The organism is Pseudomonas sp. FP2335, from assembly GCF_030687535.1.
In the GTDB taxonomy this organism is placed as follows: domain Bacteria; phylum Pseudomonadota; class Gammaproteobacteria; order Pseudomonadales; family Pseudomonadaceae; genus Aquipseudomonas.
On the sequence record NZ_CP117437.1, the window covers coordinates 5891628 to 5917925 of the forward strand.

The window sequence follows — 26298 nt, forward strand, 5'->3', positions numbered from 1 at the left end:
CCTGAGTCCCTTCCAAGCTCGCTCTACAGCCAGCGCTCATCGCTGACCGCTCGCTGCGAGCAATTCCTTCAAGATCGTTGCCGGGTCGGCCCGCTGTTGCTTGCGGTAGTTGCCGACATGGCGAACGAACAGTGTCGCGCGCGTCACCAGGCTCTTGCCGAGCACCGGCTTGCGATCCAACTCTTCCTTGATCCGTTGAAACTGCGCCTGGATCACCGCATCGGTATAACGCGTGCCGGTGGCCAGGTTGTCGATATAGATCGCCACTGCGCCGTCGAGGGCACTGCGGCCATTGGCGATGGCCATGTCGAACAGTTGCGCGCTGGCCTCGTCCTTTTTGTCGAGCGCCTGCTGGCGACTTTTCTGCAGGTTCGCCAGGCGGATGTTGTAGTTGGCGATGGTCTCGGCCACCAGCGCGGCCGATTGAATCAGGTTGCCCGCCGCTTCCTCGCGTTGCTGGGCGATCAGCGAGACGTTGCGCTTGAGCTCCTCGTTGACCAGCCCCAGCTCGGCTTGCAGCTTGGGGTCGACGCTGGCGGCGATGATGCTGTCCAGGCGCTTGGTCGGGTCCTGGGCGTCGTCGATGGCGTCGGTCAGCGAGGCCAGGCGGCCCTCTTTCTGCCACTGGGCGAACAGCTCCTTGTAGCGCGAACGCGGTGCCGACAGCGCGCCGATCGCCACGCGGAAACCGGTGGTCTCGTTGCTCTGCTCGGTGCCATCGGCGCCAAACAGCGGGTATTCACGGCGCATGCCGGTGAACAGCGTGCCCTCACCTTCCAGGTAGTTGCCGCCCTTGACCACAAAGCCACCGTAGGTGCCCTGGCGACGTCCGGCGTGCACCAGTTGGAAGGATTCCTGGACCATCTCGGCGGCGTTGCCGATCACGTCGAACATCCCAATGGGATTGGGCAGCTTGGTGCCGATGGGCATCAGGCGTGCAGCCTGGCCGGTGCCGCCAGCGACCTGGTTGAACACTGCGTAGTCGCCCAGCGGGCCGTCGCTGTCGCTGCCTTCGGCGCGGCGCGGGAACAGGCGCCCTTCCAGGTCCTGACGGCTCACCGCCTGGCCACCGCGTGCAGCGAACTCCCACTCGACTTCGGTAGGCAGCCGCACAAAACCGACGCCGCCATCCTCTGCCGACGAACCACGCCCGCTCACCGGCAGCAGGTCGCGGTGGTACTTCATCAGCCACGCGCTGTACACCGCCGAAAAGCGTTCGGCCTCAAAGCGCGACAATTTCACCTTGGGCAAACGCCCGGCCATCCCGGTCGGCGCATCGCACGCCGGCGCAGGCTCGCCACTGGCCAGGGACTGCGCCTGGGACATGACCTGGGCGTACTGGCGCGCAGTCACTTCGTACTTGCCGATGAAGTACAGCATGGGCTTGAGCGGGGTCTTGGCGTCGGTCTTCGGCATCAAGGGCGCGATGACTTTGTTCCAGTCTTTGGGCAAGTCCTTGAGGGTGAACTGGCCGTTGATGAAGTCGCGGCGGTAACCGGAAATAAACGATTGCTGGTAACCCGCCTCGCCTTCGGCAAAGGGGTAGCCGAGGCTGATCTCGCGGTCATCCAGGGTGCCCTGGGCCAACACGTAGGCGTAGCGGAACACCATGTTGCCTTCGCAGGGCAGCGGCAAGCTGACATCCCCTTCCAAGGGCTTGGGGTTGTCGAGCTTGTCACTCGCCTCATCGGCCCAGGCCATCGAGGCCAGGGTCAGCGCCACACAGGCGCCCAGTAACTTATACATCTCTGATTCCTTCAGAAGCCTGGATACGCGCCACTCGCCAACCACCACAAGCCGCCGCCACGGCGCTGACGCCGAGGACTGCAACCAGGGCCAGGCCGTAATGGCGCGCCAGCAGGTGGCTGGCGTACTCGCCCGGCACCTGCACGAATAATTCATTCAAACCCGCCTCGGCCAGGCCATACAGACCGGCACTGAGTACGGCGGCAAAACCCGCGCTGTATAGCGCCTGCACCACCACGAACACCAGCAGCCCACCCGTGGAAAACCCCAGCAGGCGCAACACCGACAACTCCCGGCGCTTGCGCGCCACGGCGGCCAAGGCCCCGGCGAAGATCGCCGCAAACGCCCCTGCCAACGCCAACCCGCAGATCACCCAGAACACGATAGACAGGTTGCGGCTCAACGACTGCACCTGGGCGATGGTCTGCGCCTGGGTCGACACCAACAGGTTCTGCCCGGCGAAGTACACGCGCAGCGGTTCCACATCGGTGAGGTTGCGGGCGTACAGGCGGAATGCCGGGTACACACGCTGCTCACTCACACCCACCGCTTCACCGGCCCACCCCAACGCCGGCACTGCGCGGCCATCACGGTAGTCTTCCGCCGCTTCCAGCAAACCCAGGTCGGCAAACAAACCGTCACGGGCAAAGGCCTCCAGCGGCAACACCGCCAGCACCTGTACGCGTGTGCGCAGGGCTTCGACACGCCCGGCCACCTGCCGCGCAAAGCTGGTTTCCAGCCAATCGCCAGGCCGCGCCGCAAGCTTTTCGGCAGCGGTGTGGCTCAGCACGACCTGGTCCAGGCCGCGGGGCACCGGCAAGCCGGCCAGCAGCGGATCACCCGAGGCGCTCGGCAGCATTTCCAACGCCAGGCTGCCCACCTGCACCGTCGCTGCAATCTGCCGCGTACGCGGGATGGCGAAGGCTACCTCACTGCGCTCGCCCAGTTGCTCGATAAACGCACTGCTGAATCGACCACCGCCCAGCGGAATAATTTCACGGGTAGCGGGGTCGGTCTCCAAACGTTCGGTCAAACTGCTAACCAGTCCAAATTTCAGGCCGAATAACACCAGCAACGGCGCGATAACCGCGACCAACGCCAGCACCGAACAGGCCGACAGCCACGCATCGTTGCGGTAATCCTGCCAGGCCAGCGACGCCACCAAGCCGATGCGCATCAGCACGCCTCCCCGAGGGTCGCGGTGACGCCGCCGTCGGTGTCGCGACGGCAACTGATGCGCCGCACCGGCAAGCCGCTGGCGCGGGCCAGGGGCTCGTCATGGGTGGCGATCACACAGGCCGCCTGGTGCTGGCGAGCCTGCGCGAGCAGCGCCTGCATCACGCGCTCGGCGTTCAGGGGGTCGAGGGACGCCGTGGGTTCGTCCGCCAGCACCAGTTGCGGCGCATGGGCCAGGGCGCGGGCACAGCTGACGCGCTGGCGCTGGCCTACCGACAACGCCGCCGGCTTCTTGGCCAACTGGTCGCCGATCTCCAATTGCTCGGCCAGGCGCGTCACGCTGCCATCGTCCTTCAAGCCCAGCAGTTGTCGGGACAAGGCGATATTCCCACGCACATCGAGAAAGCCCAGCAGGCCGCCGGTTTGCAGCACATAGCCCAAGTGCTGGCTACGCAGCGCGGCCAACGCGGATTGCCGATCAGCGCGCCACAGCCCGGCAATGTCCTGCTGATGAAACTCAAACTGCCCGACCTGATCCGGCGCCAATACCAGCGCCAGCAGGTCCAGCAAAGTGCTTTTGCCGCAACCGCTGGGCCCGACAATCGCCACTTGCTCGCCGGCACGCAGTGCCAGCGCCGGGATCACCAGGCTGTAGCGCTGGCTGCCGACGCCCCGGCTCTTGTGCACCGCGCTCAGGTTCAGCATCACGGCAACGTCGACAACGGCACGCGGTACAACGCGTCGCCCGGCTCGGCATCACCGAAACGGACCCAGTTGGCCAGGTCGTTGTGGAAGGTTTCGTAGAGGCGGATTTTCGAATCCAGCTCGTCGATAAAATCTTCCTGCTCGGCCACGCTCAACGACAACCACAAATCCTGGGTCATGTTCAGCGACTTGCTGCGGTACGGCAGGCCCTCCAGGTATTCGCCGAGAATGCCGCCGTCGGCCAGGTTGCCGCCCTTGCGCAGGGCTTGCGGGTCGCGGCTCATGTAGGCCGAGGCGCTGGCGATTTCCTGGAAGAAATCCTTCGGCGAGGTCTGGGTCTTGCGCGCCGCATCGACGATCAGTTTCAGCGACTGCTGCAAGTCGTTGAGCTGCAACTTGGTCAGCATCACGCACACCTGGAACGCCGGCAGCGCCGGGTTGGTCAGGTCGCGGTCGGCGGTCCAGGCGCTGACCAGTTGCGGTGCCTGGCTCGCGGTTTTGCGCCCGAGGAAATCCATGTGCATGGCGTAGCCGACGGCGGCGGATTTGTCCGCCAGGCTCGGCGCGCTGCTCAGCAACGGCACCGGCTGGGGCGTGTTGCTGCGCACCTGGTGCACGAGGTTGGCGAACACCGTGCCGATCTCATCCACACGCTCACCGAGCTTGCGCACATCGCCACCGGGCACCGGCGTGTACAGGTCGCCGATCTGCGGGTTGGCGTCGGCGGTGAGGATGCGGTACTGGCTCTCGGCACCGGCGTGGGTTTTCTTGCCAACGTCGGTGCGCAGGTGCAGGGCGTAGATCTTGATCTGCTTGCCCAGCGCGGCCTGGCGCACTTCGGCTTCGTTCATCTGGGTGGCGGCGAACGGGTCGTTCTTGCGCAGCGCACCGGCGTCGGTGACCAGCAGGATGATGCGCCCGCCATAGCCGGACCAGTCCATGCCGTCCACCGCCTGCATCACCCCGGCGAACGCGTCTTCGTTGAAGGAATGGCTGGACACCGTGGACGCCTTGACCTGCCGCGCCAAGTCGAGGAAGCGCTGCGGGTCGCGGCCTTGATCCAGGCTGATCAGGGTCTTGGCCACGTATTCCAGGCCCGGCGTCTTCTTCACGCTGCTGCGGAAACCCACCATGCCAAAGCTGACGCTGTCCAACTCGCCACGCTCGGCGATGCGGGTTTGCAGCTCGTGCACCACGTCGCGGATCTGGTCGATGTAGGGCTGCATCGACACCGTGGTGTCGACCACCAACACCACGGCGGTGCGAAAGGCGTCGGCGTTGGCGCTGATCACTGGCGTTGCGGGTTTTGCCACCGCGCTGCTGCCGGGATCGATGGACGCCACATTCAGCAACTGCACCGGCTGGCCGTTTTCGTCGAAGCTCTCTTTGGAGTCGAAGATCGGCAACAGGTAGAACTGGTTCTGCGGCACTGCACTGGCTGCGGGCTCCAACGCCAGGATCTGACTGTTGTCTTCGCTGTTTTTCTGCGCCTTGGCCAGCACGCCTTTGGCTGCGGAAGGATCAGCCAGCAGTTTTTCCACTTCGCCGGATTGGCGCAGGAACATCACCGGTGCCCGGCCCGAGCGCTCGGTAAATTTCAGCACCAGGCTTTGTTTCCAGTCGCTGACCTGTGCCGCCGGCAACCAGCCGTCGCTGCGCCCATCGGTGGCCGCGCCGACACGTACCCACGGGCTGCCATCGACGTCTTTGCGCTGGTAGACGTAGAGCACGGAGAACGCCGGCAGGGCCTTGCCTGGCGCGCCGCCGGCATCCGTTGAGAGTTTCGCGCCCGGCTTGCTGAGCACGCGCTGGAACAGGGTCTTCTTGCCCGCCATCAACAGCGGGCGCTGGCCACCATCGACTTCGGCGACCGCTGGCGGCGGTGGCGTGACTTTCGGTACCTCGGCGGCAGGTGGCTTGGCCACCGGCTCGTCGCTGCCGCTCAACCACCAGTAACTCGCGCCACCCATCGCCAGTGCAACCGCCACTGCCACTGCCGCCAGCGCCAACACCGGCCCACGGCGCTGCTCGCTGTGCTGGGTCGGTGGCACCACGGGTTGGCGCACCGGCTGGGGTTTCTCGGTGGGGATTTCGATCGACTCTGGGGTGATGCCCCCCAGGTCAAAACTCATCGGGATCGGCAACGGCCGCACCAGCGTGGCTTCCGGGGAGTCCGCCGGCAGGTTGTCCAAGGCCCGCAACAGCGCCGCCGCATCCGGGAAACGCTCAGCCGGGTCCTTGGCCAACAGTTTGCGCAGCACGTCCTGATAACGGCCGTGATGCACCGGCAATTCCGGCAACGGTTCGGTCAGGTGCGCCAGCGCCGTCGACAGCGCGTCGGTGCCGCTGTAGGGCAGCTTGCCGACGAGGATTTCATACAACACCACGCCCAGCGCATACAGGTCGGCGCGGCCATCGATCTCCTGGCCCCGCGCCTGTTCCGGGCTCATGTAGCTCGGTGTGCCCACGGCAAAACCGGCCTGGGTGAACTGGGTGCGGTCGTCCAGGGATTTGGCGATGCCAAAATCCGACAATACCGCCGTGCCGTCGGCGCGAAACAGAATGTTCGCCGGCTTCACGTCGCGGTGCACCAGGCCCTGGGCGTGGGCATAGCCCAGCGCCGAGGCGATCTGGCGGATCAGCGTCACCCCCTGCTCCGGCGTCATGCCGGCGGCGATGCGCTCCTTGAGCGTGCCGTTGGGCAGGTATTCCATGGCCATGTAATACAGCTCACCGACGTTGCCGATGTCATGGATGGTCACCGTGTGCGGATGCGACAGGCGCGCCAGGGTCTTGCCCTCGCGCAGGAATCGCTCGCAGAAGGTCGGGTCGGCCGCCAGCGCCGCCGCCATCACCTTCAACGCCACCTTGCGCTCCAGCGAACGTTGGGTCGCCAGGTACACGCTGGCCATGGCGCCTTCGCCGATTTCGCCGTCGATGTCGTAGCCGGGGATCAGGATATTCATGCCGAGACCTTCACGACGATGGTGGTGATGTTGTCCGGCGCGCCCCGGTTGAGACCCAGGTGCACCAGGCTGCGGACGATTTCGTCCGGCGCGTCGTGGCTGAGGACTTCGCGAATTTCGTGGTCTTCGACGGTCTTGTTGAGGCCGTCGCTGCACAGCAGGTAGCTGTCGCCGGGGGCGATCAGCAGGTCGACCACCGCCAGTTCCAGCTGCGCTTCCACGCCGATGGCGCGGGTGACAATGTTTGCGCGCGGGTGCACGCGGGCGTCGGCTTCGCTGAGCAGGCCGCTGTCTTGCAGGTCTTGCACGTAGCTGTGGTCGCGGGAAATGCGCTCCAGCACGCCGTCACGCAGGCGGTACAAGCGGCTGTCGCCGGCCCACACGCACACGCCGCGCAAACCGCGTGCGGCGAGCAACACCACAGTGCTGCCCATCAAGGTCACGCCACGGTTGACGGTTTCTTCGCGCACAGCGGCGTTGATGCGTACCAGGTCGTTGCGCAGCGCCGCCGAATACTCCTCAAGGGAACGGCCCGGCGCCACACTGCGCAGGCTGTCGACGATCAGGCTGCTGACATAGTCCCCCGCCGCATGCCCGCCCATACCGTCGGCCACCACCCACAGGCGGTTTTCCGGCAGATCCAGACAGGCGTCTTCGTTGACTTGGCGCACCATGCCCACATGGCTTTTGCTCGCGGATTTGTACGTCGCCCCCATCTACACCACACCTTCTTGTCCGAGCAAAAACTGCGCAAAATCGCCGGCGGCAGGCAGGCCCTGACACCGCAATAAACCGGGTGAAATACGTTGCGAACCTCGGCCCCACCACAGGCTCGCACCTTCGCAGGCCTGTTCGGCGAGCGCGGTCATGCGGCTATGGGGCTCAGTGGCGGACACCCGTTGCAGGCCGGCGAAGCGGCTGTCTACCGCACGCAGCTCAAGGGTCGGGACGCCCAGTTGGTCGAGGCCAGCGTTGAAGCTTTCAAAGCTTGCACCGCTGTCCAGTGTGCTCAGCAGCAGCTCTTCGGCCTGCTCGAACCAAGTGTCCGGCCCGCCCACCAGGGACGCCGGATTGGTGTCGTGATCCAGCAGCGCAACCACCGCCAACGGGAAATAGCGCCCGACCCGATCAATGCTCGGCATCACCACCCCTGCCGCTGCGTCCGGCCCGCACACACCCGGCGCCAGGACGAAGCGCCACAGCGGGCTGACCAGATACACGTTGAGCCAATCGGCGCCGAGGCTGTTCTGACTGGCGAGCAAACCGGCCGCCAGCCAGCTGTCCCACGGGCCGACAAAGCTCTGGGGCAAGGCGCGGCTGACAAAGTCGCCACGGCTGGCCAATTTGCCGTAGAAACCCAGCGTCGTCATAGCCGCTCCGGCAGGCTGAAGCCACTGAGTACGCGGCTCTTGAACGGGTTGAAGGCGCTGTTGGCGCGCAATTCGTAGGCGATGCTCGCGCCATCCACACGCAGGCGCAGGTTGAAACGGTCTGGCGAGTTGCCCGGGGTCAGGTCCGATTGCTCCAGCAGACGGAACCAGGCCCATGGCCCATCAAGGGTCACGCCGGAGCGGCCACTGGCGGCAGGGGGCATGATCGAGATGCGCACCACGCCGATGCTGCCGGGGTTCGGCCACTGCATGGCCACCGGGCGGCTCGGGCCGTGGTCGTAGCTCAGTTGCTGGCCGTCGAGGTCGAGCAGGAACTGGGTGATGGTCGGGTCCATCGACACCGGTTTGAGTTCGAAACGCACAATCGGCTGCGTACCGCCTGCGCGGAAGAACGCATCACGGATCGTCGCGGCGCGCTGGAAGGTTTGCAGCACGCCCGGCGCAATCCCGAGCTTCTGCGCCGCGCCCGGCTGCCAGCGCCAGGTCTGGGTGGAAGTGTCCACGTAAGGCTGCAGGTATTTGCGGAAGTAGTTATCCATCACCCCGCCCACGCCGAAGAACATGCCGAAGTCATCCAGCGTCGCATCCCGCGCACTCCCCGGCGCCAGGGGATAACGCCCGGCCAGGGACTGGCGGTAGACGTTGACCACTTCGCTCATCCAGGCCGCGTTCAGTTGGTTGCGCACCCCGCCCATCATGCTGTTGGTGGTGGAGTTGACCACCGACTTGACCATGCCCTGCACCAACGGCGGCTGGCGTTCGGCATTCAGGCTGACCCGCGTGGCCGCAGCCGCCGCCTGGTTCTTCGCCTCGCCGAGCAACGCATCGCCGCTGGCGCCGACCATGGCGCTGACCTGCACGTACAGCGCGTTCATATCCGCGAGCAAAGCGTCGATGGTCGCCGGTTCACCTTCGTTCTTGCTGACGATGCTGTTGAGTTCGGCAAAGTGCGCCGTCACCGGATCATCCGAGGCTTGCGCGGCGTTAGCGCTCGGTTGTTCCTGGCCGAGCAAGCTGCCCAGGCGCTCCTTGAGCTTGTCGACGCCACCTTCCACCGGCACGCCTTTGGCCGCCAGTTGACGCTCCTCGGCCTGCAGATCGGTTTCCTTGGCCACCGCCACCAGCAGTTTTTTCAGCGGCGAGGTCGGGCCGGAAATCACCCGCAGTACATCGGCGGCCTGGGCCACGCTGGTGATTGGCACAAAGTCGATGTCGGCGAGCAGTGCATCCCACTGACGCTGGTAGTCCTGGAAGTACAGGCGGCGCACGTCGGCGGCCAGGCTCACCACGTTTTGCTGGTCGGCCTGTTCATGGCCCAACACCCATTGCTCTTCGGCGAGGGTGCCGGTCTGGTTCAGGCTGCTCAGCAGGAACGCCTGGCGATACCCCTTGGCCGTGAAGAAGCCACTCAACGGCTCGCCCAGCGGCTTGCCGCTCTTGCGGCTGAACACCAGCGCGGCATCGCGGCCGGCGGCTTCGTTGAGGCGGAAATCCGCGATGCCTTCCGGCAGTTTCTGGCGCTTGACCCGGTCGTAGACGCGCTGCGCCACCGGCAGCTGTTGCAGTTGCCGACGCAGGTCGTCGATCAAGCGTGGATCAAGACGCGCACTCGGCGGATGACGATCGAACAGTGCCTGCAAATGCCCGCTCAACGCCTGGCGCTGCTCGGCCGGCAGATCACGCGGCAGGTTGCGGTCCCAGTCCAGGGCAATCCAGGCCTTGATGAAATCTGGATCGTAATGCTCGCTGTCAGCCAGCATCAGGTAGGCCTTGAGGCCTTCGTAGAGGAAGTCGGAATTGCCGCCCGCGTGCAGTTGTTCTTCGATGCGCGTCACCAGGCGCGGCGCGAGCACGGCGATCAACAGCTTGCGGTAGACGCTGGCGGACTCGGCTTCAAGCATGTCGCCCTGGTACAAGCCCAAGCCTTCTGACCAACTCGGCGAATCCCCAGCAAGGTTCTTCACCGCATTGAGCAACGGCAGTACAGCGAGCACTTCGCGTTGTGCCGGGCTCAGGTTCTGCACGGTCTGGCCCAGCGGCGCGACCTTCTGGTCGACCTGGGCGATATACGCCTGGTTGGCGCGATAGCTCACCCACCACAGGCTGCTGACCACCAGCACCAACGCCACGGTGGCCGCCAGTACGCCACGGGCGACCCACTTGCGCCGCCGCTCGACCTTGGGATTCACCCCCACCAGGCCGCGTTCGGCAAACGCCACGGCGGTGAAGAGTTTTTCGATGAAGTAACTGCGTCCGGTGCCGCTCTGGCGCGCCAGGTGCTGGCGGTCCAGGTTCATGCTCTGGGCCATCGCGCCGATCAGGCGGTCAATCGGGCTGCCTTCCTGGGTGCCGCTGGTGAAGTACACGCCGCGCAGCAATACGCGCTCTTCAAAGGCGTTGGGTTTGAACACACCTTCAAGAAAGCTTTGCAGGCAATCCTTCAACGCACCGAACTGCTGCGGGAAGCCGTAGATCAGGTCGCGCCGCGCCGGGTCGCGTTCCTGTTGCAGACGCTCCACCAGGCGTTCGTTGAGGCGCTGTTCGAGACCGGCGAATTCGCTTTGCAGGTGCGCCAGCGGGCTGTCGCTGTTCTTGCCGTCGTCCAGGGCAAAGGTCATGCCCCACACCTGGGCACGTTCTTCCTTGCTCAGGTTGTCGAAGTACTCCATGAAGCCCGGCACCAGGTCGAGCTTGGTGAGCATCAGGTAGATCGGGAAACGCACGCCCAGCTGGGTGTACAGCTCCTGGATACGCAGGCGGATCGCCGCAGCGTGGGCGGCGCGCTCGGCGTCGCTGCCGAGCAGCAGGTCCGACAGGCTGATGGCGATAAAGGCGCCATCGATGGGACGGCGCGAGCGCTGCTTCTTCAGCAGGCCGAGGAAGCCCAGCCACGCGGCTTTATCCACTGTGGAGTTGCTGTCCTGGGTGGTGTAGCGGCCAGCGGTGTCGAGCAATACCGCTTGGTCGGTGAACCACCAGTCGCAGTTGCGCGTACCGCCGACGCCACGTACCGCACCGGCGCCCAGTTGGGCGGCCAACGGGAAATGCAGGCCGGAATTGACCAGCGCGGTGGTCTTGCCCGAACCCGGCGGGCCGATGATCACGTACCACGGCAGTTCGTAGAGATTGCGTCGCTCATCGCCGCCGAGCTTGGCTTTCTTCAGCAGCGCCAGGGCTTCGTCCATGCGCTGGCGCAGGGTGCTGAGTTCCTCGGCGGTGGCGACCGAGTTTGGATCGACCGGGGTTTCAGCGGCGAGGCTGCGCATCACTTCGGCGGCCTGACGGCGTGCCTGGATGATGCGCCACACGCGGTAGGCCAGCCACACGCCGAACACCAGGATGATCAGCGCCCAACGACGGCCTTGCGGGACCAACACATCGAGCAACGGCCCGACAAACCAGATGATCAAACTCAGGGCAATCAGCCCGAGCACTGGGATCACCCAGCGAATCATGAAACTGAAAAACGCCTTCACTCGACGCCCTCCGCCAATACGGTGATTTCAACCCGACGATTGCGGGCACGGCCTTCGGCGGTGCTGTTGGTAGCCACCGGCTCGGTGTCGCTGCGCCCTTCGGCGCTGAAGCGTTCGGCCTGGCCGGTCTTGGCCGCCAGGATCTCCAGCACCGACTTGGCCCGCGCCTCGGACAACGCCCAGTTGGACGGGAAGCGCAGCGTGGCGATCGGACGGTTGTCGCTGTGCCCGGTGACACGCACCTGACCCTTCACTTTGCGGATCGCATCGGCGATGCGCAGCATCAGTGGCTGGTAGTCATCGACAATGCTGGAGCTGGCCGACGCGAACAACTCATCGCCGCGAATGGTCACCACCGAACGGTCCACCGCATCCTCGACGGCGACGCGCCCGGCCTTGATGTCCTCGACCAGGAAGCCGGCCAGACGCGGCCGCTCGATCACTTTCGGCTGCGCCACCGGGCGGTCGATGGCCTGCACCGGGATCTCGCCCAGGGCATGAATATTCTTGAACACCGGCTCGGCATCCGCCGCCAGCTTGAGCCGCAGACCAAACAGCAACGCCAGCAGCAGCGCCACGCCGATGGCCACGGCGATCCACGGCGGCATGAATTGCGCCAGGCGATCACGCGCCACGGTCACCCCACGCCAGTGCGGCGACAGCTCGCGCTCGTGTTCACCGCGGGCACTGCGGATGGCCGCTGCGGTGCGTTCGCGCAAGGCTTCCAACTGGCTGCGCCCGTCGTTCATCACGCGGTAGCGGCCTTCAAAACCCAGGCACATGCACAGGTACAACAGCTCCAGCAGGTACAGGCGTTCCCGTGGGCTTTGCAGGCAATGGTCGAGCAACTGGAAGACTTTCTCGCCGCCCCAGGCTTCGTTGTGCACGGTGATCAGCAGGCTTTGCTTGCCCCAGTCGCTGGCGCTGCCCCACGGCGTGCTCAACACGGCTTCATCGAGGGCGGTGCACAGCGCGTAACGCGCCAGCAGCACCTCGTTGCGGGCAATGCCGGCGGCCTCGGCGCGCTCTTCGAACTGGCGCAGGTACGCCAGCAACTGCGCACGCAGGCTGGCCGGTGCCGGGTGAGCGATGGTGTTGCGCAGGCGCGTCAACAACGCCAGCAGCGGGCCGGCGGCGCTTTCCAACGGGTTGAGGCCCTGGCTTTTGCCAGTGAGCATCGGCGCGGCCGGCATCGCCAGGGGCGAGGGTTCGGCACGCGCAGGCTCCGGCGCACGGCCACCGGGGCGCGGCATGAACTGGGTGCGATCGTCATCATTGGGGTGCATCGCGGATTATCCTCGGATCGCCCAGAAGGCCAGGTTCAAGCCCGGGAACTGCCCGGCGATGTGGAAGGCAAAACCACCGGAATTCTGCAGCTGCTGCCAGTGCTCGCTGCCACGGTCCAGCTCGTAATAGGTACTGCCCGCGTGGTACGGCAGTTGACGCGGCGCCACCGGCAGCGGCAGCAGGCCGATGCCCGGCAGTTGCAGGTTGACCATGTCGCGGATGTGCTCCACCGAGCCGACCTTGCTTTGCTGGCCGAAGCGCGCGCGCAGGGTTTCGCCGGGCACATCGGCACGCACCACGAGGATGAAATTGGCGCTGTCGAGCAGGGTCTTGTCGGCCAGCATCGCCACGTGGATGCCGTAGGCTTTCTCGACAATCGGGATCGGCGTGGCTTTGCTGTCGATCAGCATCGACAGCGCTTCACGCAGTGCGGCCATGACCGGGGCGAAGCTCACGGCCAGGTCGTCGTGCTGGTATTGCGGGTATTCCTGGGGGCGACGGCCTGAGGTGGAGAAGGTCGAAAACTCACCGGCCAGGCTCACCAGCTCGCTGAAAAACCGCTCCGGGTGCAGCGGGCTGAGTTGGCTGAAATGCTGGATCAGCGGCTGGGCGCGGTTGACCAGTTGCAGCAGCATGAAGTCGGCAATCTCCGACGCGCCACCGGCGCCCGATGCAACCACGCGCCCGGCCAGGGCTTCACCGCGCTGGTGCAGCAGGCCCAGCAGTTCGCTGCGAAAGGCCGCCAGCGGTTTGCTCGCGGCTACATCGAGAACCGGCGGGATGTAGGTGTCATCGAGGACCAAGGCGCGGTCGGCGCGCTTTTCCTTGATGCGCACCAGGCCGATGGCGGCGTAATCGCTGATGCCGTCCTGCGCGGTCAGCAGGCGCAGGGCGCGGGAGCCCACCGCCACCGGCGCACGGTTTTCGAACGGCGCGTTGTCGTCACGCACTTCGCGCACCTGGCTTACGTAGCGGGCGGCTTCCAGGGCTTCGCCTTCGTCCACGGTGTCGCGGGCACCGGCACGCTTGAGCGGCAAGGCCAGGTACACCAGGCCGTCGCGCAGGTGGTCGTCGATGTTCAGCGGGCTCGGCGCCAGGTCATCCTGGGGGATGTTGAACGGCGTGCCGTCGGGCAACAGGCCGCGTGCCGAGATGATTGCCAGCTTGCCCTGGGCCAGCAGGCCCTGGTCGATCAGCAGTTCGGAAAAGCCCCAGGCCCCTGCAGATAGCGGGCGGCTGCGGGCGTCGATCAGGTTTTCCAGGTAACGGTCATGCTGCTGGAAGTGCTGCGTTCCGATGAACATGCCTTCCGACCAGACCACGCGATTGTTCCAGGACATGGGGGCTCCGATTGCTTTTTATTGGGCAGGGCTGGATGGGGTGACCGCGATGTCGGCGCGCACGGCACGCACATCGAGGCTGATCTGGTATTCAGTGTATTGGCGCGCCGGCACGTTGATCACCGTGCGCCATTGCGCGCGGTCCAACTCGCGGTAACCCACCAGCAGGCCGATCTGGCGCGTGGACGGGTCGAGGTCGCGCTGGATGCTCAATTGCTGGCCGGGCTGCACCACCACTTCGTCCTGGTCCAGCAGGTCGAGGCCGAGGGTGGACTGGGCGCGGTCAGCCAGTGCGAAGTAATCGGAACGGGCGAAGGTAGCGGCGTTTTTCAGTTCGAAGATGCGCACCCGCACCGGGGCGGCCTGGCCGTTGGCGCCGGGGTTGAGGCCTTCGATGGCGTGGAAATGCAGCTCGATGGCGGCCGTGTTTGCCTCATCCTCGACGGGCGCTGCGGGTGCGGCGGCATCTTTGGCACACGCCGTCAGCAGCAGCATCGTGGCGACTGCGAGTAAAAACCTGGGAATCATCCTGCGTCCTCAATGACGTACTTAGCTTTCCGTTAATCCATGTACTGCGATGTTTAGCGACGCTGTCGTGCGCTGTGCTCTTCGTAGGCGCGGCTGAACTCGCGGCCGAACAGGTCCTGGAAATCTTCCTGGGCCTCGCGGGAAATATTGCTGTAGAGCTCGGTGAACTGCTGCCAGTACTGGGCCTGGCGCGAACCGTTGAAAATACTCGAGAGCCCGCCGGGCTTGCCCATACGCTCTTCCAGCTGCGCCGGCTCAAAGCGCGTGAGCAGGTGTTTGATCGCTGCTTCAACACCAGCCATCACCGCCAGTTGGTGGGCACGCAGGTCGTTGAAACTGTCGCGCACGGCGGCATCCGGTGCCATAAACGCCTGGTTGCCGTGGCGCAGTAGAAGCAGTAACGCTTCGTCGGCGTTCGGCGCGAATTTCAACGGATTGTTTTCGGCAGGCTGGATCATCGTCTGCTGCATGCGGAACTCGCCCTTGAGGCTGGCGCGGGCGCGCAATACGTCGATCAGGCCGTCGACCATCAGGCGGTAGCTGCGGCCGATGTTTTCCATCTGCGCTTCAGCCTGGGCCTTGTCGAGGTTCAACTGCTCAAGGCCGGCGCCGCGCAGGAAGGCTTGCAGCAGGTCGGGTTGTGCCGGGTTGGCGACCGGCGCTTCGATCACGGGTGGCGGCTGCACGACTGGCGCAGGCGCTGGTGACGGCGGCGGTGGCGGTGGCGGTGGCGGTGGCGCGGACACGACCGGGGCGGGCGCGTCGCCAAACAGGTCCCAGTCTTCGGGAATCACCGCACCGGATACCACGGGCTTCTCGACGACAACCGGCGTCGGCGGACGGAAATCATGCTGCTCGGACGGCACATGATCGGCGACGGTCGGCGGCGGCACGGCGGTGGGGCTGAGGAAGTCGAACAGGTCCGGCAGGGTGTCCATCGACGAGGCGCCCTGGAACTGCGGTGCGATCACAGGCGCGGGCATCGGCGCAGGCTTGCTCGCCACCGCGCCCATCAGCGCTTCGAAACTGTTCGAGGAATCGCCGACAAACGGCTGACTGTCGACGGCCTGCACATTGAAGTCGATGCGGGCCTGGATCTCGTAATCGCCGATACGGATCAACTCACCATCTTGCAGCGGCTCGCTATTACCTCTGCGCAGACGGATGCCGGCGTTAACCAACTCCACACCATTTGTACTGTTATCGGTTAAATAATAACGACCATCTTTGTATTGAATAACGCAATGCTGGGAAGACACCAGGCGCTCGGGGTCAGGCAATACCCAGTCATTATCCGCGCTGCGGCCAATAGCCATCACGCCCTGATTCATGGACTTTTCGGGGCATTGCCCAGGGGTAATCTTGTGATAACTAGTGATAGTCAAACACAGCGCCATCTTGCCTCCTTGCTGATACTTCCGCGCGCGGTCGACTCCCGGGACAGCGGTTCCCGAGAAATCCCCATCAGGTCGTGCAATCGACCATCAAAACCAGCCAATGCCAGCATGATCGCTGATCTTAACTGGGCTCCATGACAAAAATCCTATCCCGGTGCGCCGTTCGACCCATCAGTCGCGCAGGTTGTTAAACACCGCACATCTGTCACAGAGGGCGAATAGCTTACCTTGACAAGGCATAAGTACTACACCAAAAATGCACAACTTCTCGAATACCAGTGATGGCACAGTAGTGGCATCTTGCTTATATGACCGAGAAAACATGCAAAGTTCCCCGCGCAACTAATGCATGAATTGCCCGCCATTTAACGGGCTGATAGGGAGATCGAATTCAGTGGATGTGCCGTTGCTGCTCACCGCCGTTTCCGCGACTTCGCCGTGTGGTGAAGACATGGAATATGACGCAGACTTTCTTCAACTTGAGCGTGCCGCCAAGGGCCAACCCGAGCGCAGCATGGGCGACTCCATCCTGCCCGCTGAACCGCCGGAATGGCGCAGCATCCAGCAGCAAAGCCTGGACTTGCTGCAGCGCAGCAAAGACCTGCGCATCACCCATTTCCTAGTGCAAAGCAGCCTCGCCCTCCAGGGTGTGGCCGGGCTTGCCGAAGCCCTGTCGCTGATCAACGCACTGCTGCGTGACTACTGGGCCGACCTGCACCCGCGCCTGGATGCCGACGACGACAACGACCCCACCGTGCGCATCAACGCCCTCACCGGCCTGACCTGCGACACCAACATTCGCCTGCTGCGCGAAAGCATCCTCACGCGCTCGCGCACCTTCGGCCCGGTGAGCCTGCGCGCAGCGCTCAACGCCAGCGGCCTGCAAAACTTCGCCGATGAAACCCTCGGCACCCAGCAGCTCAACGCCGCCTTCCTCGACAGCGACCCCGAGCACCTGCAAGCCACCCGCGACGCCCTGAGTGCAGCGCGGGCGGCCTGCGAAGCCATCGAGCAGCAGGTCAACGAGCAGGTCGGTTCCGCCCAGGGCGTGGACCTCAGCGCCTTGAAGCAGCCGCTCAAGCAGGCGCTGCAAATACTCAATCAAGCGGTGCCCGGCACCGAAGGCAGCAGCGAGCCCGAGGCCGTCAGTGACGACAGTGCCCCCTCGGTCGAATACGCCGCCCCCGCAGCACCGCGCCCGGTGGGCGACATCGCCAGCCGCGATGACGTGCTGCGCAGCCTCGACAAGATCCTTGCGTACTACACCCGGCACGAGCCTTCGAGCCCGCTGCCGGTGCTGTTGAACCGGGCGAAGAATCTGGTGCACGCCGACTTCGCGGCCATCGTGCGCAATCTGATTCCCGACGGCATGTCCCAATTTGAAAACCTGCGCGGCCCGGACGGCGAGTAAACCGCCCGGCTGTGCAGTAACAACACCGTCGCTCAAGCGACCAGGAGCAGCAACGTGGCGAAGCAAAGTTCTCAGAAATTCATCGCGCGCAACCGCGCGCCTCGAGTGCAGATCGAGTACGACGTCGAGCTCTACGGCGCCGAGAAAAAGGTCCAGCTGCCCTTCGTGATGGGCGTGATGGCCGACCTCGCCGGCAAGCCCGCCGAGCCTCTGGCGCCCGTGGCCGACCGCAAGTTCCTTGAAGTGGACGTCGACAACTTCGACTCGCGCCTCAAGGCCATGCAACCGCGCGTGGCCTTCCACGTGCCGAACGAGCTGACCGGCGAAGGCAACCTGAGCCTGGACATCACCTTCGAAAGCATGGACGACTTCAGCCCGGCCGCCGTGGCCCGCAAGGTCGACTCGCTGAACCAACTGCTCGAAGCCCGCACCCAGCTGGCCAACCTGCTGACCTACATGGACGGCAAGACCGGCGCTGAAGAAATCATCATGAAGGCGATCAAGGACCCGGCACTGCTGCAAGCACTTGCCAGTGCGCCCAAGCCTGCAGGGGACCAGTAATCATGACTGACAATACCGCCCGCGAAGGCTCCCAGATCCTGGGCGCCACCGAAGAAGCCAGCGAGTTCGCGAACCTGCTGCTGCAAGAGTTCAAGCCCAAGACCGAGCGTGCCCGCGAAGCCGTGGAAACCGCCGTGCGTACCCTGGCAGAACAGGCCCTGGCGCAGACTGACCTGGTGTCCAACGACGCGATCAAGTCGATTGAATCGATCATCGCCGCCATCGACGCCAAGCTCACCGCTCAGGTCAACCAGATCATCCACCACCAGGATTTCCAGCAGCTGGAAAGCGCCTGGCGCGGCCTGCACTATCTGGTCAACAACACCGAGAGCGATGAGCAGCTCAAGATCCGCGTGCTCAACATCTCCAAGCCGGACCTGCACAAGACCCTGAAGAAATTCAAGGGCACCGCGTGGGACCAGAGCCCGATCTTCAAGAAGATGTACGAAGAAGAATACGGCCAGTTCGGCGGCGAACCGTACGGCTGCCTGGTGGGCGACTACTACTTCGACCAGTCGCCGCCGGATGTCGAGCTGCTGGGCGAGCTGTCGAAAGTCTGCGCCGCGATGCACTCGCCGTTCATCGCCGCCGCTTCGCCGACCGTGATGGGCATGGGCTCGTGGCAGGAACTGTCGAACCCGCGCGACCTGACCAAGATCTTCACCACCCCGGAATACGCCGGCTGGCGCTCCCTGCGTGAATCGGAAGATGCGCGCTACATCGGCCTGACCATGCCGCGCTTCCTGGCGCGCCTGCCATACGGCGCCAAGACCGACCCGGTGGAAGCCTTCGCCTTCGAAGAAAACACCGACGGCGCCGACAGCTCCAAGTACACCTGGGCCAACGCCGCCTACGCGATGGCGGTGAACATCAACCGTTCGTTCAAGCACTACGGCTGGTGCTCGCGCATCCGTGGCGTGGAATCCGGCGGTGAAGTGGAAAACCTGCCAGCCCACACGTTCCCGACCGATGACGGTGGCGTGGACATGAAGTGCCCGACCGAAATCGCCATCAGCGACCGCCGCGAAGCGGAACTGGCGAAGAACGGTTTCATGCCGCTGCTGCACAAGAAAAACACCGACTTTGCCGCCTTCATCGGCGCGCAATCGTTGCAGAAACCGGCCGAATACGACGACCCGGACGCCACCGCCAACGCCAACCTGGCCGCGCGCCTGCCGTACCTGTTCGCCACGTGCCGCTTCGCCCACTACTTGAAGTGCATCGTGCGCGACAAGATCGGCTCCTTCAAAGAGAAGGACGAGATGCAGCGCTGGTTGCAGGACTGGATCCTGAACTACGTGGACGGTGACCCGGCCCACTCCACCGAAACCACCAAGGCCCAGCACCCGTTGGCCGCCGCCGAAGTGATCGTGGAAGAAGTGGAAGGCAACCCGGGTTACTACAACTCCAAGTTCTATCTGCGCCCGCACTATCAACTGGAAGGGCTGACCGTGTCGCTGCGTCTGGTATCGAAGCTGCCTTCGGCAAAATCCGCCTAAACCATTCGCTCGTCTGTGGGAGGGGCTTGTGTGGGAGCGGGCTTGCTCGCGAAAGCGGTGGGTCAGTCGAACTATCTTTGACTGATACACCGCTTTCGCGAGCAAGCCCGCTCCCACACAAAGCGACTCCCACACAAATCAAATTCAGTGGCTTGGGCCACACAGGGAGAAAACATGGCTGTTGATATTTTCATCAAGATCGGCGACATCAAGGGCGAGTCCATGGACAAGGCCCACAAGGACGAAATCGACGTGCTGAACTGGAGCTGGGGCATGGCCCAGTCCGGCAACATGCACGTTGGCGGTGGCGGCGGCGCGGGCAAGGTGAATATCCAGGACCTGTCGCTGACCAAGTACGTCGACAAGGCTTCGCCGAACCTGATGATGCACTGCGCCAGCGGCAAGCACATCGACAAGGTCAAGCTGACCGTGCGCAAGGCCGGTGGTGAAAGCCAGGTCGAGTACATGGTGATCAACCTGGAAGAAGTGCTGGTCACGTCCCTGAGCACTGGCGGTTCGGGCTCCGATGATCGCCTGACCGAGAACGTCACCCTGAACTTCGCCCAAGTGATGGTCGACTACCAGCCGCAGAAAGCCGACGGCACCAAAGACGGCGGCGCGATCAAGTTTGGCTGGAACATCCGTTCCAACACCAAGCGCTGATAGTTCTGGTGGCCGTGGCTTGCCGCCACGGCCCCAGCATTTTTGTTCCTCTCGCAACCCGTCCGTGGAGCTGCTTTGGTGGTAACTGAAATCGCTTCCCGCGACCGTCTGCAACCGTCCCTGCTGGACAGGTTGACCGACGACGACCCAACCAACCCCAAGGAAAGCGCCGACAAACGCGTGCTGTCCCTGACCCAATTGAAAGCCTCGGTTTTGCGTGACCTGGCGTGGCTGCTCAACACCACGTCGTTGCTCGATGCCGATGCCACGCTGCACACCCCGGCCGGTACGTCGGTGGTCAACTACGGCCTGCCGGCATTGGCTGGCAACAGTGTTTCCGGCGTCGACATCAAGGCTCTGGAAGCCTTGATCTACCAGGCGATCGCCACCTTCGAGCCACGCATTCTGCGCCACACCCTGCGCGTCAAAGCCCGCGTCGGCCACGGCGAGATGAACCACAACGCGCTGAGTTTCGAGATCGAAGGCGACCTGTGGGCGCAGCCGGTGCCGTTGCGCCTGTTGCTGCAAACCGACCTCGACCTGGAATCCGGCCACGTGCGCGTGGTGAATGCCGACCAGCGGAGACGCCCATGAACCCGCGCCTGCTGGAGTTGTACAACCAGGAACTGCACCACGTGCGCGAAAGCGCCGCCGAGTTCGCCAAGGAATACCCAAAGATCGCCAGTCGGCTGACCCTGTCCGGCATGGACTGCGCCGACCCGTACGTCGAACGCTTGCTCGAAGGCTTTGCCTACCTGACCGCCCGCGTGCAGCTCAAGCTCGACGCCGAGTACCCGACCTTCACCCACAACCTGCTGGAAATCGCCTACCCGCACTACCTGGCGCCGACGCCGTCGATGACCGTGGTGCAATTGCAGACCGACCCGGACGAAGGCTCGCTGGCCAGCGGCTTCCCGCTGCCCCGCGACACCGTCCTGCGCGCCGCATTGGGCCGCGAAACCCAGACCTGCTGCGAGTACCGCACCGCGCACCCGGTGACGTCGTGGCCATTGCAGGTGGCCAATGCCGAATACTTCGGCAACCCCGCCGCCGTGCTCGGGCGCCTGGCCGCCAGCGAGCCGAAAGCCAAGGCCGGCCTGCGCCTGACCTTGCGCACCGGCGCCGAATTGCCGTTCAACAACCTCGACCTCGACACCTTGCCGCTGTACCTCAGTGGCGCCGATGAGCAACCGTTCCGCCTTTACGAGCAACTGCTGGGCAACGCCTGCGCGGTATTTGCGCGCAAGCCCGGCGGCGATTGGGTCGAACGCCTGCCGCAGGACGCGTTGCGCTCCCGGGGCTTTGACGACGCCGACGCCGCCATGCCGGTGGTGGCGCGCGCGTTCCAGGGCTATCGCCTGTTGCAGGAATACTTCGCCCTGCCCCACCGTTTCCTGTTCGTCGAATTCGCCGAGCTGGGCCGTGCGGTCAAACGCTGCGACGGCCAGGAGCTGGAGTTGATCGTGCTGTTCGACCGCCACGAGCCGAGCCTGGAAGGCAGCGTCGGCGCGGCGCAGTTCCTGCCGTTCTGCACGCCGGCAATCAACCTGTTTCCCAAGCGCGTGGACCGTATCCACCTGTCCGACCGCGTCAACGAACACCATGTGATCGCCGACCGTACGCGGCCGATGGATTTCGAGATTCACTCGCTCAGCGGCCTGACGGGCCATGGCACCGGGCCGGAACAGCCGTTCTTGCCGTTCTACGCGGTGCGCGATCCGTCGCGTTACGGCCGCGACCAGGCGTATTACACGGTGCGCCGCGAGCCACGGGTGCTGTCCAGCGACCAGCGTCGCAACGGGCCGCGCTCGACCTATGTGGGCAGCGAAACCTTTGTCAGCCTGGTCGACAGCCGCCAAGCGCCGTACGGCCACGACCTGCGCCAACTCGGCGTGACCGCCCTGTGCACCAACCGCGACCTGCCGTTGTTCATGAGCGTGGGCAACGGCAAGACCGACTTCACCCTGGCCGACAGCGCCCCGGTGCTGGCCGTGCGTTGCGTCGCCGGCCCGAGCCGCCCACGGGCCAGCCATGCGCATGACGCCAAGGCCTGGCGCCTGATCAGCCAGCTCTCGCTCAATTACCTTTCCTTAAGCGAACAGGGCCAGGGGGCCGGCGCCTTGCGCGAACTGCTGCGCCTGTACGGCGACAGCAACGACGCCGCGCTGCAATTGCAGATCGAAGGCCTGCGCGAGGTCAGCAGCAAAGCCGTGACCCGGCGCCTGCCGATGCCCGGCCCGATTGTGTTTGGCCGCGGCCTGGAGATCACCCTGGAGTTCGACGAAAACGCGTTTCGCGGCACCGGCGTGTTCCTGCTTGGTGCGGTGCTGGAACGCTTCCTGGCGCGCTACGTGTCGATCAACAGCTTTACCGAGACGGTGATCCGCACCACGGAGCGCGGCGAGATCATGCGCTGGAAAGCCAAGCCCGGGCGGCGGCCAACCCTGTGAAGACCCTGGATGCGATGCATCAGGAACCCTGGGAATACGATTTTTTCCAGGCGCTGCGGCGTATCGAGTGCGAATCGCCAGAGTTGCCGCGCCTGGGCCATTCCCTGCGCCTGGCGGACGACCCGCTGCGCCTTGGCCAGCGGGCCGATTGCACCTTCGCCCCGGCCACCCTGGCCTCGGTCGATCCGGGTGGCGACGGCAAACCGGCGCGCCTGGAGCAGTTCTTCTTTGGCCTTGGCGGCCCCAACGGCCCGCTGCCGCTGCACATCACCGAGTACGTGCGCGAGCGCCAGCGCAACAACGCCGACAGCACCAGCAAACAATTTCTGGACGTGTTCCACCACCGCCTGCTCAGCCTGTTTTACCGGGCCTGGGCCGAGGCGCGGCCGACGGTCAGCCACGACCGCCCGCACGACGATTACTGGTCCGCCCGCCTCGCCGCCCTGAGCGGTCGCGGCATGCCGAGCCTGCTCGATCAGGGCCTGATCCCCGACACGGCGAAGCTGCATTACAGCGGCCACTTGTCGGCGCAAACCCGCTACCCGGACGGTTTGAAGGCGATCCTCGGCGAGTATTTCGGCCTGCCGGTGACGATCGAAGAGTACGTCGGCCAATGGCTGGAACTGCCCGAACGCAGCCGCGTCGGGGTCAGCGCCAACCGCCTGGGCGTGGATTTTTGCCTGGGCAGCCACGTGTGGGACCGCCAGCATAAATTCCGCATCCGCCTCGGCCCGCTCAGCCTCGACGACTACATGGGCATGCTGCCCGGCCAACAGCCGTTCAACGAGCTGGTGGCATGGGTGGCCGAGTACCTGGGGCATGAATTGGACTGGGACTTGAACCTGGTCCTGCAACAACCCGAAGTCCCGGCGCTGCAACTCAATGGCCGGTTCCGCCTGGGCTTCAACACCTGGCTCGGCAAACCCGAGCAAGACGCCAACGACCTAATCCTGGCCCGGCACTACGCCGATCACGCCACCACCTCAAGGAATCCAGAGCATGGGTGAAATCAGTCGCGCCGCACTGTTCGGCAAACTCAACAGCGTGGCCTACAAGGCCATCGAAGCCGCCACGGTGTTCTGCAAATTACGCGGTAACCCGTATGTGGAACTGGCCCACTGGTTCCACCAGTTGCTGCAACTGCAGGACTCGGACCTGCACCGCATCATCCGCCAGTTCAACGTCGAGCCGGCGCGCCTGGCCCGTGACCTCACCGAAGCGCTGGACCGCCTGCCCCGTGGCTCGACGTCGATCACCGACCTGTCGTCCCATGTGGAGGAAGCCGTTGAGCGCGGCTGGGTCTACGGCAGCCTGATGTTCGGCGAAAGCCAGGTGCGCACCGGCTACCTGGTGCTGGGCATCTTGAAGACGCCGAGCCTGCGCCATGCGCTGCTGGGCCTGTCGTCGGAATTCGACAAGATCAAGGCCGAAGCCCTGAGCGAACGTTTTGACGAATACGTCGGCGACTCGCCGGAAAATGCCTTGAGCGCCAGCGACGGTTTCAACGCCGGGGTTCCGGGCGAAGCCAGCGGCGCCATGGCGCCGAGTGCCATGGGCAAGCAGGAAGCCCTCAAGCGCTTCACCGTCGACCTCACCGAACAGGCACGCAGCGGCAAGCTCGACCCGATCGTGGGTCGCGATGAAGAGATCCGCCAACTGGTGGACATCCTCATGCGCCGCCGCCAGAACAACCCGATCCTCACCGGCGAAGCGGGCGTGGGCAAGACCGCCGTGGTCGAAGGCTTCGCCCTGCGCATCGTCGCCGGTGACGTGCCGCCAGCGCTGAAAGACGTGGAACTGCGCAGCCTCGACGTCGGCCTGTTGCAAGCCGGTGCGAGCATGAAAGGTGAGTTCGAACAGCGCCTGCGCCAAGTCATCGAAGATGTGCAGGCGTCGCCCAAGCCGATCATCCTGTTTATCGACGAAGCCCACACCCTGGTGGGTGCCGGTGGCGCCGCCGGCACGGGTGACGCGGCCAACCTGCTCAAGCCAGCGCTGGCCCGTGGCACCTTGCGCACCGTGGCCGCGACCACCTGGGCCGAGTACAAAAAACACATCGAGAAAGACCCGGCCCTGACCCGTCGCTTCCAGGTGGTGCAAGTTGCCGAACCTTCGGAAGACAAGGCCCTGCTGATGATGCGCGGCGTGGCCTCGACCATGGAGAAGCACCATCAGGTGCAGATCCTCGACGAGGCGTTGGAAGCTTCGGTGAAGCTGTCCCACCGCTACATCCCCGCGCGCCAACTGCCGGACAAATCCGTCAGCCTGCTGGACACCGCCTGCGCCCGCGTCGCCATCAGCCTGCATGCGGTGCCAGCGGAAGTGGACGACAGCCGCCGGCGTATCGAAGCGCTGGAAACCGAGCTGCAGATCATCGCCCGCGAGCATGCCATCGGCATCGCGATTGGCGCGCGCCAGAGCAATACCGAAGCCCTGTTGAGCGCCGAGCGTGAGCGTCTCGCCACCCTGGAAAGCCGCTGGGCCGAAGAAAAGGCCCTGGTGGACGAACTGCTCGCCACCCGCGCGACCCTGCGCGAGACCGTCGGCGCGGTGGACAGCGGCAACGATGCATTGCGCGCTCAACTGGTCGACCTGCAACAGCGCCTCAGCGCCCTGCAAGGCGAAACCCCACTGATCCTGCCGACCGTGGATTACCAGGCCGTGGCCTCGGTGGTCGCCGACTGGACCGGCATCCCGGTGGGCCGCATGGCACGCAACGAACTGGAGACGGTGCTCAACCTCGACCAGCACCTGAAAAAACGCATCATCGGCCAGGACCATGCCTTGCAGATGATCGCCAAGCGCATCCAGACCTCCCGCGCCGGCCTCGACAACCCGAGCAAGCCGATTGGCGTGTTCATGTTGGCGGGCACCTCCGGCGTGGGCAAGACCGAAACCGCCCTGGCCCTGGCCGAAGCCATGTACGGCGGCGAGCAGAACGTGATCACCATCAACATGAGCGAGTTCCAGGAAGCCCACACGGTGTCGACCCTAAAGGGCGCACCGCCGGGTTACATCGGCTATGGCGAAGGCGGCGTGCTGACCGAAGCCGTGCGGCGCAAGCCCTACAGCGTGGTGCTGCTGGACGAGGTGGAAAAAGCCCACCCGGACGTGCATGAAATCTTCTTCCAGGTGTTCGACAAGGGCGTGATGGAAGACGGCGAAGGCCGCGTGATCGACTTCAAGAACACCCTGATCCTGCTCACCACCAACGCCGGCACCGAGCTGATTTCCCACGTGTGCAAAGACCCGGCGAACCTGCCGGAGCCGGAAGAGATCGCCAAGGCCCTGCGCCAGCCGCTGCTGGAGATTTTCCCGCCGGCGCTGCTGGGGCGCCTGGTGACGATTCCGTACTACCCGCTCAGCGACGAGATGCTCAAGGCGATCACCCGCCTGCAACTGGGCCGCATCAAGAAGCGTGTGGAGAGTACGCACAAGGTGGCGTTCGATTACGACGACGCGGTGGTCGATCTGATCGTCTCGCGTTGCACCGAGACTGAAAGCGGCGGGCGCATGATCGATACGATCCTGACCAACAGCCTGCTGCCGGACATGAGCCGTGAATTCCTCACGCGCATGCTCGAAGGCAAGGCGTTGGCGGGTGTGCGGATCAGCAGCCGGGATAACGAATTGCACTACCAGTTCAACGATTGACCTGAAGAAATGCGGGAAAAACTGTGGGAGCGGGCTTGCTCGCGAAAG

The 26298-nt window shown here is 64.6% G+C and carries 19 protein-coding genes; 8 read left to right on the forward strand and 11 right to left on the reverse strand.

The genetic code is table 11. The features are described from left to right. Nucleotides 1–36: 36 nt before the first annotated feature. From PSH81_RS26700 to tagH, 11 genes are read right to left on the reverse strand one after another with little or no spacing between them, the layout of a single operon-like run. Entirely contained in the window at nt 37–1746 is a 1710-nt protein-coding gene (locus tag PSH81_RS26700; RefSeq protein WP_192298023.1) for an SUMF1/EgtB/PvdO family nonheme iron enzyme, read from the reverse strand. Beyond that, a complete protein-coding gene (locus PSH81_RS26705) occupies nt 1739–2923 on the reverse strand; it encodes an ABC transporter permease (protein WP_305391747.1) in 1185 nt (394 codons plus the stop codon). Before PSH81_RS26705 ends, PSH81_RS26700 begins: the two co-directional genes overlap by 8 nt. Next, on the reverse strand, nt 2923–3627 hold the full coding sequence (locus PSH81_RS26710; protein ID WP_305392807.1) for an ABC transporter ATP-binding protein: 705 nt from the start codon (nt 3625–3627) through the stop codon (nt 2923–2925). Before PSH81_RS26710 ends, PSH81_RS26705 begins: the two co-directional genes overlap by 1 nt. After that, complete coding sequence (locus PSH81_RS26715) at nt 3627–6593, reverse strand: serine/threonine-protein kinase (protein WP_305391748.1); 2967 nt, start codon at nt 6591–6593, stop codon at nt 3627–3629. Before PSH81_RS26715 ends, PSH81_RS26710 begins: the two co-directional genes overlap by 1 nt. Next, the gene (locus PSH81_RS26720; protein ID WP_226454689.1) at nt 6590–7309 is read right to left on the reverse strand and encodes a PP2C family serine/threonine-protein phosphatase; all 720 of its coding nucleotides are present in this window, start codon (nt 7307–7309) and stop codon (nt 6590–6592) included. Before PSH81_RS26720 ends, PSH81_RS26715 begins: the two co-directional genes overlap by 4 nt. Then, nucleotides 7310–7963, reverse strand: coding sequence for a type VI secretion system-associated protein TagF (gene tagF, locus PSH81_RS26725; protein WP_226454690.1), 654 nt, complete (start codon nt 7961–7963; stop codon nt 7310–7312). After that, on the reverse strand, nt 7960–11460 hold the full coding sequence (tssM, locus tag PSH81_RS26730; protein WP_305391749.1) for a type VI secretion system membrane subunit TssM: 3501 nt from the start codon (nt 11458–11460) through the stop codon (nt 7960–7962). The genes tagF and tssM overlap by 4 nt, the downstream gene beginning before the upstream one ends. After that, a complete protein-coding gene (locus PSH81_RS26735) occupies nt 11457–12746 on the reverse strand; it encodes a DotU family type VI secretion system protein (protein WP_226454692.1) in 1290 nt (429 codons plus the stop codon). The genes tssM and PSH81_RS26735 overlap by 4 nt, the downstream gene beginning before the upstream one ends. Before the next feature lie 6 nt (nt 12747–12752). After that, complete coding sequence (gene tssK, locus PSH81_RS26740) at nt 12753–14087, reverse strand: type VI secretion system baseplate subunit TssK (protein WP_192298030.1); 1335 nt, start codon at nt 14085–14087, stop codon at nt 12753–12755. Between the two features lie 18 nt (nt 14088–14105). Further along, nucleotides 14106–14615 (reverse strand): type VI secretion system lipoprotein TssJ, encoded by a 510-nt coding sequence (gene tssJ / locus PSH81_RS26745; RefSeq protein ID WP_192298031.1) that lies wholly within the window; start codon nt 14613–14615, stop codon nt 14106–14108. A 53-nt stretch (nt 14616–14668) separates the two neighbouring features. Continuing rightward, the gene (gene tagH / locus PSH81_RS26750; RefSeq protein WP_305391750.1) at nt 14669–16012 is read right to left on the reverse strand and encodes a type VI secretion system-associated FHA domain protein TagH; all 1344 of its coding nucleotides are present in this window, start codon (nt 16010–16012) and stop codon (nt 14669–14671) included. Nucleotides 16013–16406: 394 nt separating this feature from the next. Between tagH and tssA the strand changes: the two genes are divergently transcribed. The 8 genes from tssA (at nt 16407) to tssH (ending at nt 26250) form a co-directional block, all read left to right on the forward strand. Further along, nucleotides 16407–17423, forward strand: a complete 1017-nt coding sequence (tssA, locus tag PSH81_RS26755; protein WP_192298033.1) for a type VI secretion system protein TssA — start codon at nt 16407–16409, stop codon at nt 17421–17423. Nucleotides 17424–17477: 54 nt separating this feature from the next. Further along, nucleotides 17478–17984, forward strand: a complete 507-nt coding sequence (gene tssB, locus PSH81_RS26760; RefSeq protein WP_010207547.1) for a type VI secretion system contractile sheath small subunit — start codon at nt 17478–17480, stop codon at nt 17982–17984. Nucleotides 17985–17986: 2 nt separating this feature from the next. Then, nucleotides 17987–19483, forward strand: a complete 1497-nt coding sequence (gene tssC / locus PSH81_RS26765; RefSeq protein WP_122485224.1) for a type VI secretion system contractile sheath large subunit — start codon at nt 17987–17989, stop codon at nt 19481–19483. A 174-nt stretch (nt 19484–19657) separates the two neighbouring features. Then, nucleotides 19658–20146, forward strand: coding sequence for a type VI secretion system tube protein Hcp (locus PSH81_RS26770; protein ID WP_017735732.1), 489 nt, complete (start codon nt 19658–19660; stop codon nt 20144–20146). A gap of 78 nt (nt 20147–20224) precedes the next feature. Beyond that, entirely contained in the window at nt 20225–20740 is a 516-nt protein-coding gene (gene tssE / locus PSH81_RS26775; RefSeq protein ID WP_192298034.1) for a type VI secretion system baseplate subunit TssE, read from the forward strand. Next, a complete protein-coding gene (gene tssF, locus PSH81_RS26780) occupies nt 20737–22596 on the forward strand; it encodes a type VI secretion system baseplate subunit TssF (RefSeq protein WP_305391751.1) in 1860 nt (619 codons plus the stop codon). The genes tssE and tssF overlap by 4 nt, the downstream gene beginning before the upstream one ends. Continuing rightward, nucleotides 22560–23603: a type VI secretion system baseplate subunit TssG gene (tssG, locus tag PSH81_RS26785; RefSeq protein ID WP_192298246.1), complete on the forward strand. Its 1044-nt coding sequence runs from the start codon at nt 22560–22562 to the stop codon at nt 23601–23603. Before tssF ends, tssG begins: the two co-directional genes overlap by 37 nt. Beyond that, nucleotides 23596–26250, forward strand: a complete 2655-nt coding sequence (gene tssH / locus PSH81_RS26790) for a type VI secretion system ATPase TssH (protein WP_192298036.1) — start codon at nt 23596–23598, stop codon at nt 26248–26250. Before tssG ends, tssH begins: the two co-directional genes overlap by 8 nt. Nucleotides 26251–26298: the final 48 nt, after the last annotated feature.

Bases quoted from the DNA above. Each gene is read 5' to 3' on its own strand.
- PSH81_RS26700 (WP_192298023.1), bottom strand. From the start codon at position 1,746: ATGTATAAGTTACTGGGCGCCTGTGTGGCGCTGACCCTGGCCTCGATG.
- PSH81_RS26705 (WP_305391747.1), bottom strand. From the start codon at position 2,923: ATGCGCATCGGCTTGGTGGCGTCGCTGGCCTGGCAGGATTACCGCAAC.
- PSH81_RS26710 (WP_305392807.1), bottom strand. From the start codon at position 3,627: ATGCTGAACCTGAGCGCGGTGCACAAGAGCCGGGGCGTCGGCAGCCAG.
- PSH81_RS26715 (WP_305391748.1), bottom strand. From the start codon at position 6,593: ATGAATATCCTGATCCCCGGCTACGACATCGACGGCGAAATCGGCGAA.
- PSH81_RS26720 (WP_226454689.1), bottom strand. From the start codon at position 7,309: ATGGGGGCGACGTACAAATCCGCGAGCAAAAGCCATGTGGGCATGGTG.
- tagF (WP_226454690.1), bottom strand. From the start codon at position 7,963: ATGACGACGCTGGGTTTCTACGGCAAATTGGCCAGCCGTGGCGACTTT.
- PSH81_RS26735 (WP_226454692.1), bottom strand. From the start codon at position 12,746: ATGCACCCCAATGATGACGATCGCACCCAGTTCATGCCGCGCCCCGGT.
- tssK (WP_192298030.1), bottom strand. From the start codon at position 14,087: ATGTCCTGGAACAATCGCGTGGTCTGGTCGGAAGGCATGTTCATCGGA.
- tssJ (WP_192298031.1), bottom strand. From the start codon at position 14,615: ATGATTCCCAGGTTTTTACTCGCAGTCGCCACGATGCTGCTGCTGACG.
- tagH (WP_305391750.1), bottom strand. From the start codon at position 16,012: ATGGCGCTGTGTTTGACTATCACTAGTTATCACAAGATTACCCCTGGG.
- tssC (WP_122485224.1), top strand. From the start codon at position 17,987: ATGACTGACAATACCGCCCGCGAAGGCTCCCAGATCCTGGGCGCCACC.
- PSH81_RS26770 (WP_017735732.1), top strand. From the start codon at position 19,658: ATGGCTGTTGATATTTTCATCAAGATCGGCGACATCAAGGGCGAGTCC.
- tssF (WP_305391751.1), top strand. From the start codon at position 20,737: ATGAACCCGCGCCTGCTGGAGTTGTACAACCAGGAACTGCACCACGTG.
- tssH (WP_192298036.1), top strand. From the start codon at position 23,596: ATGGGTGAAATCAGTCGCGCCGCACTGTTCGGCAAACTCAACAGCGTG.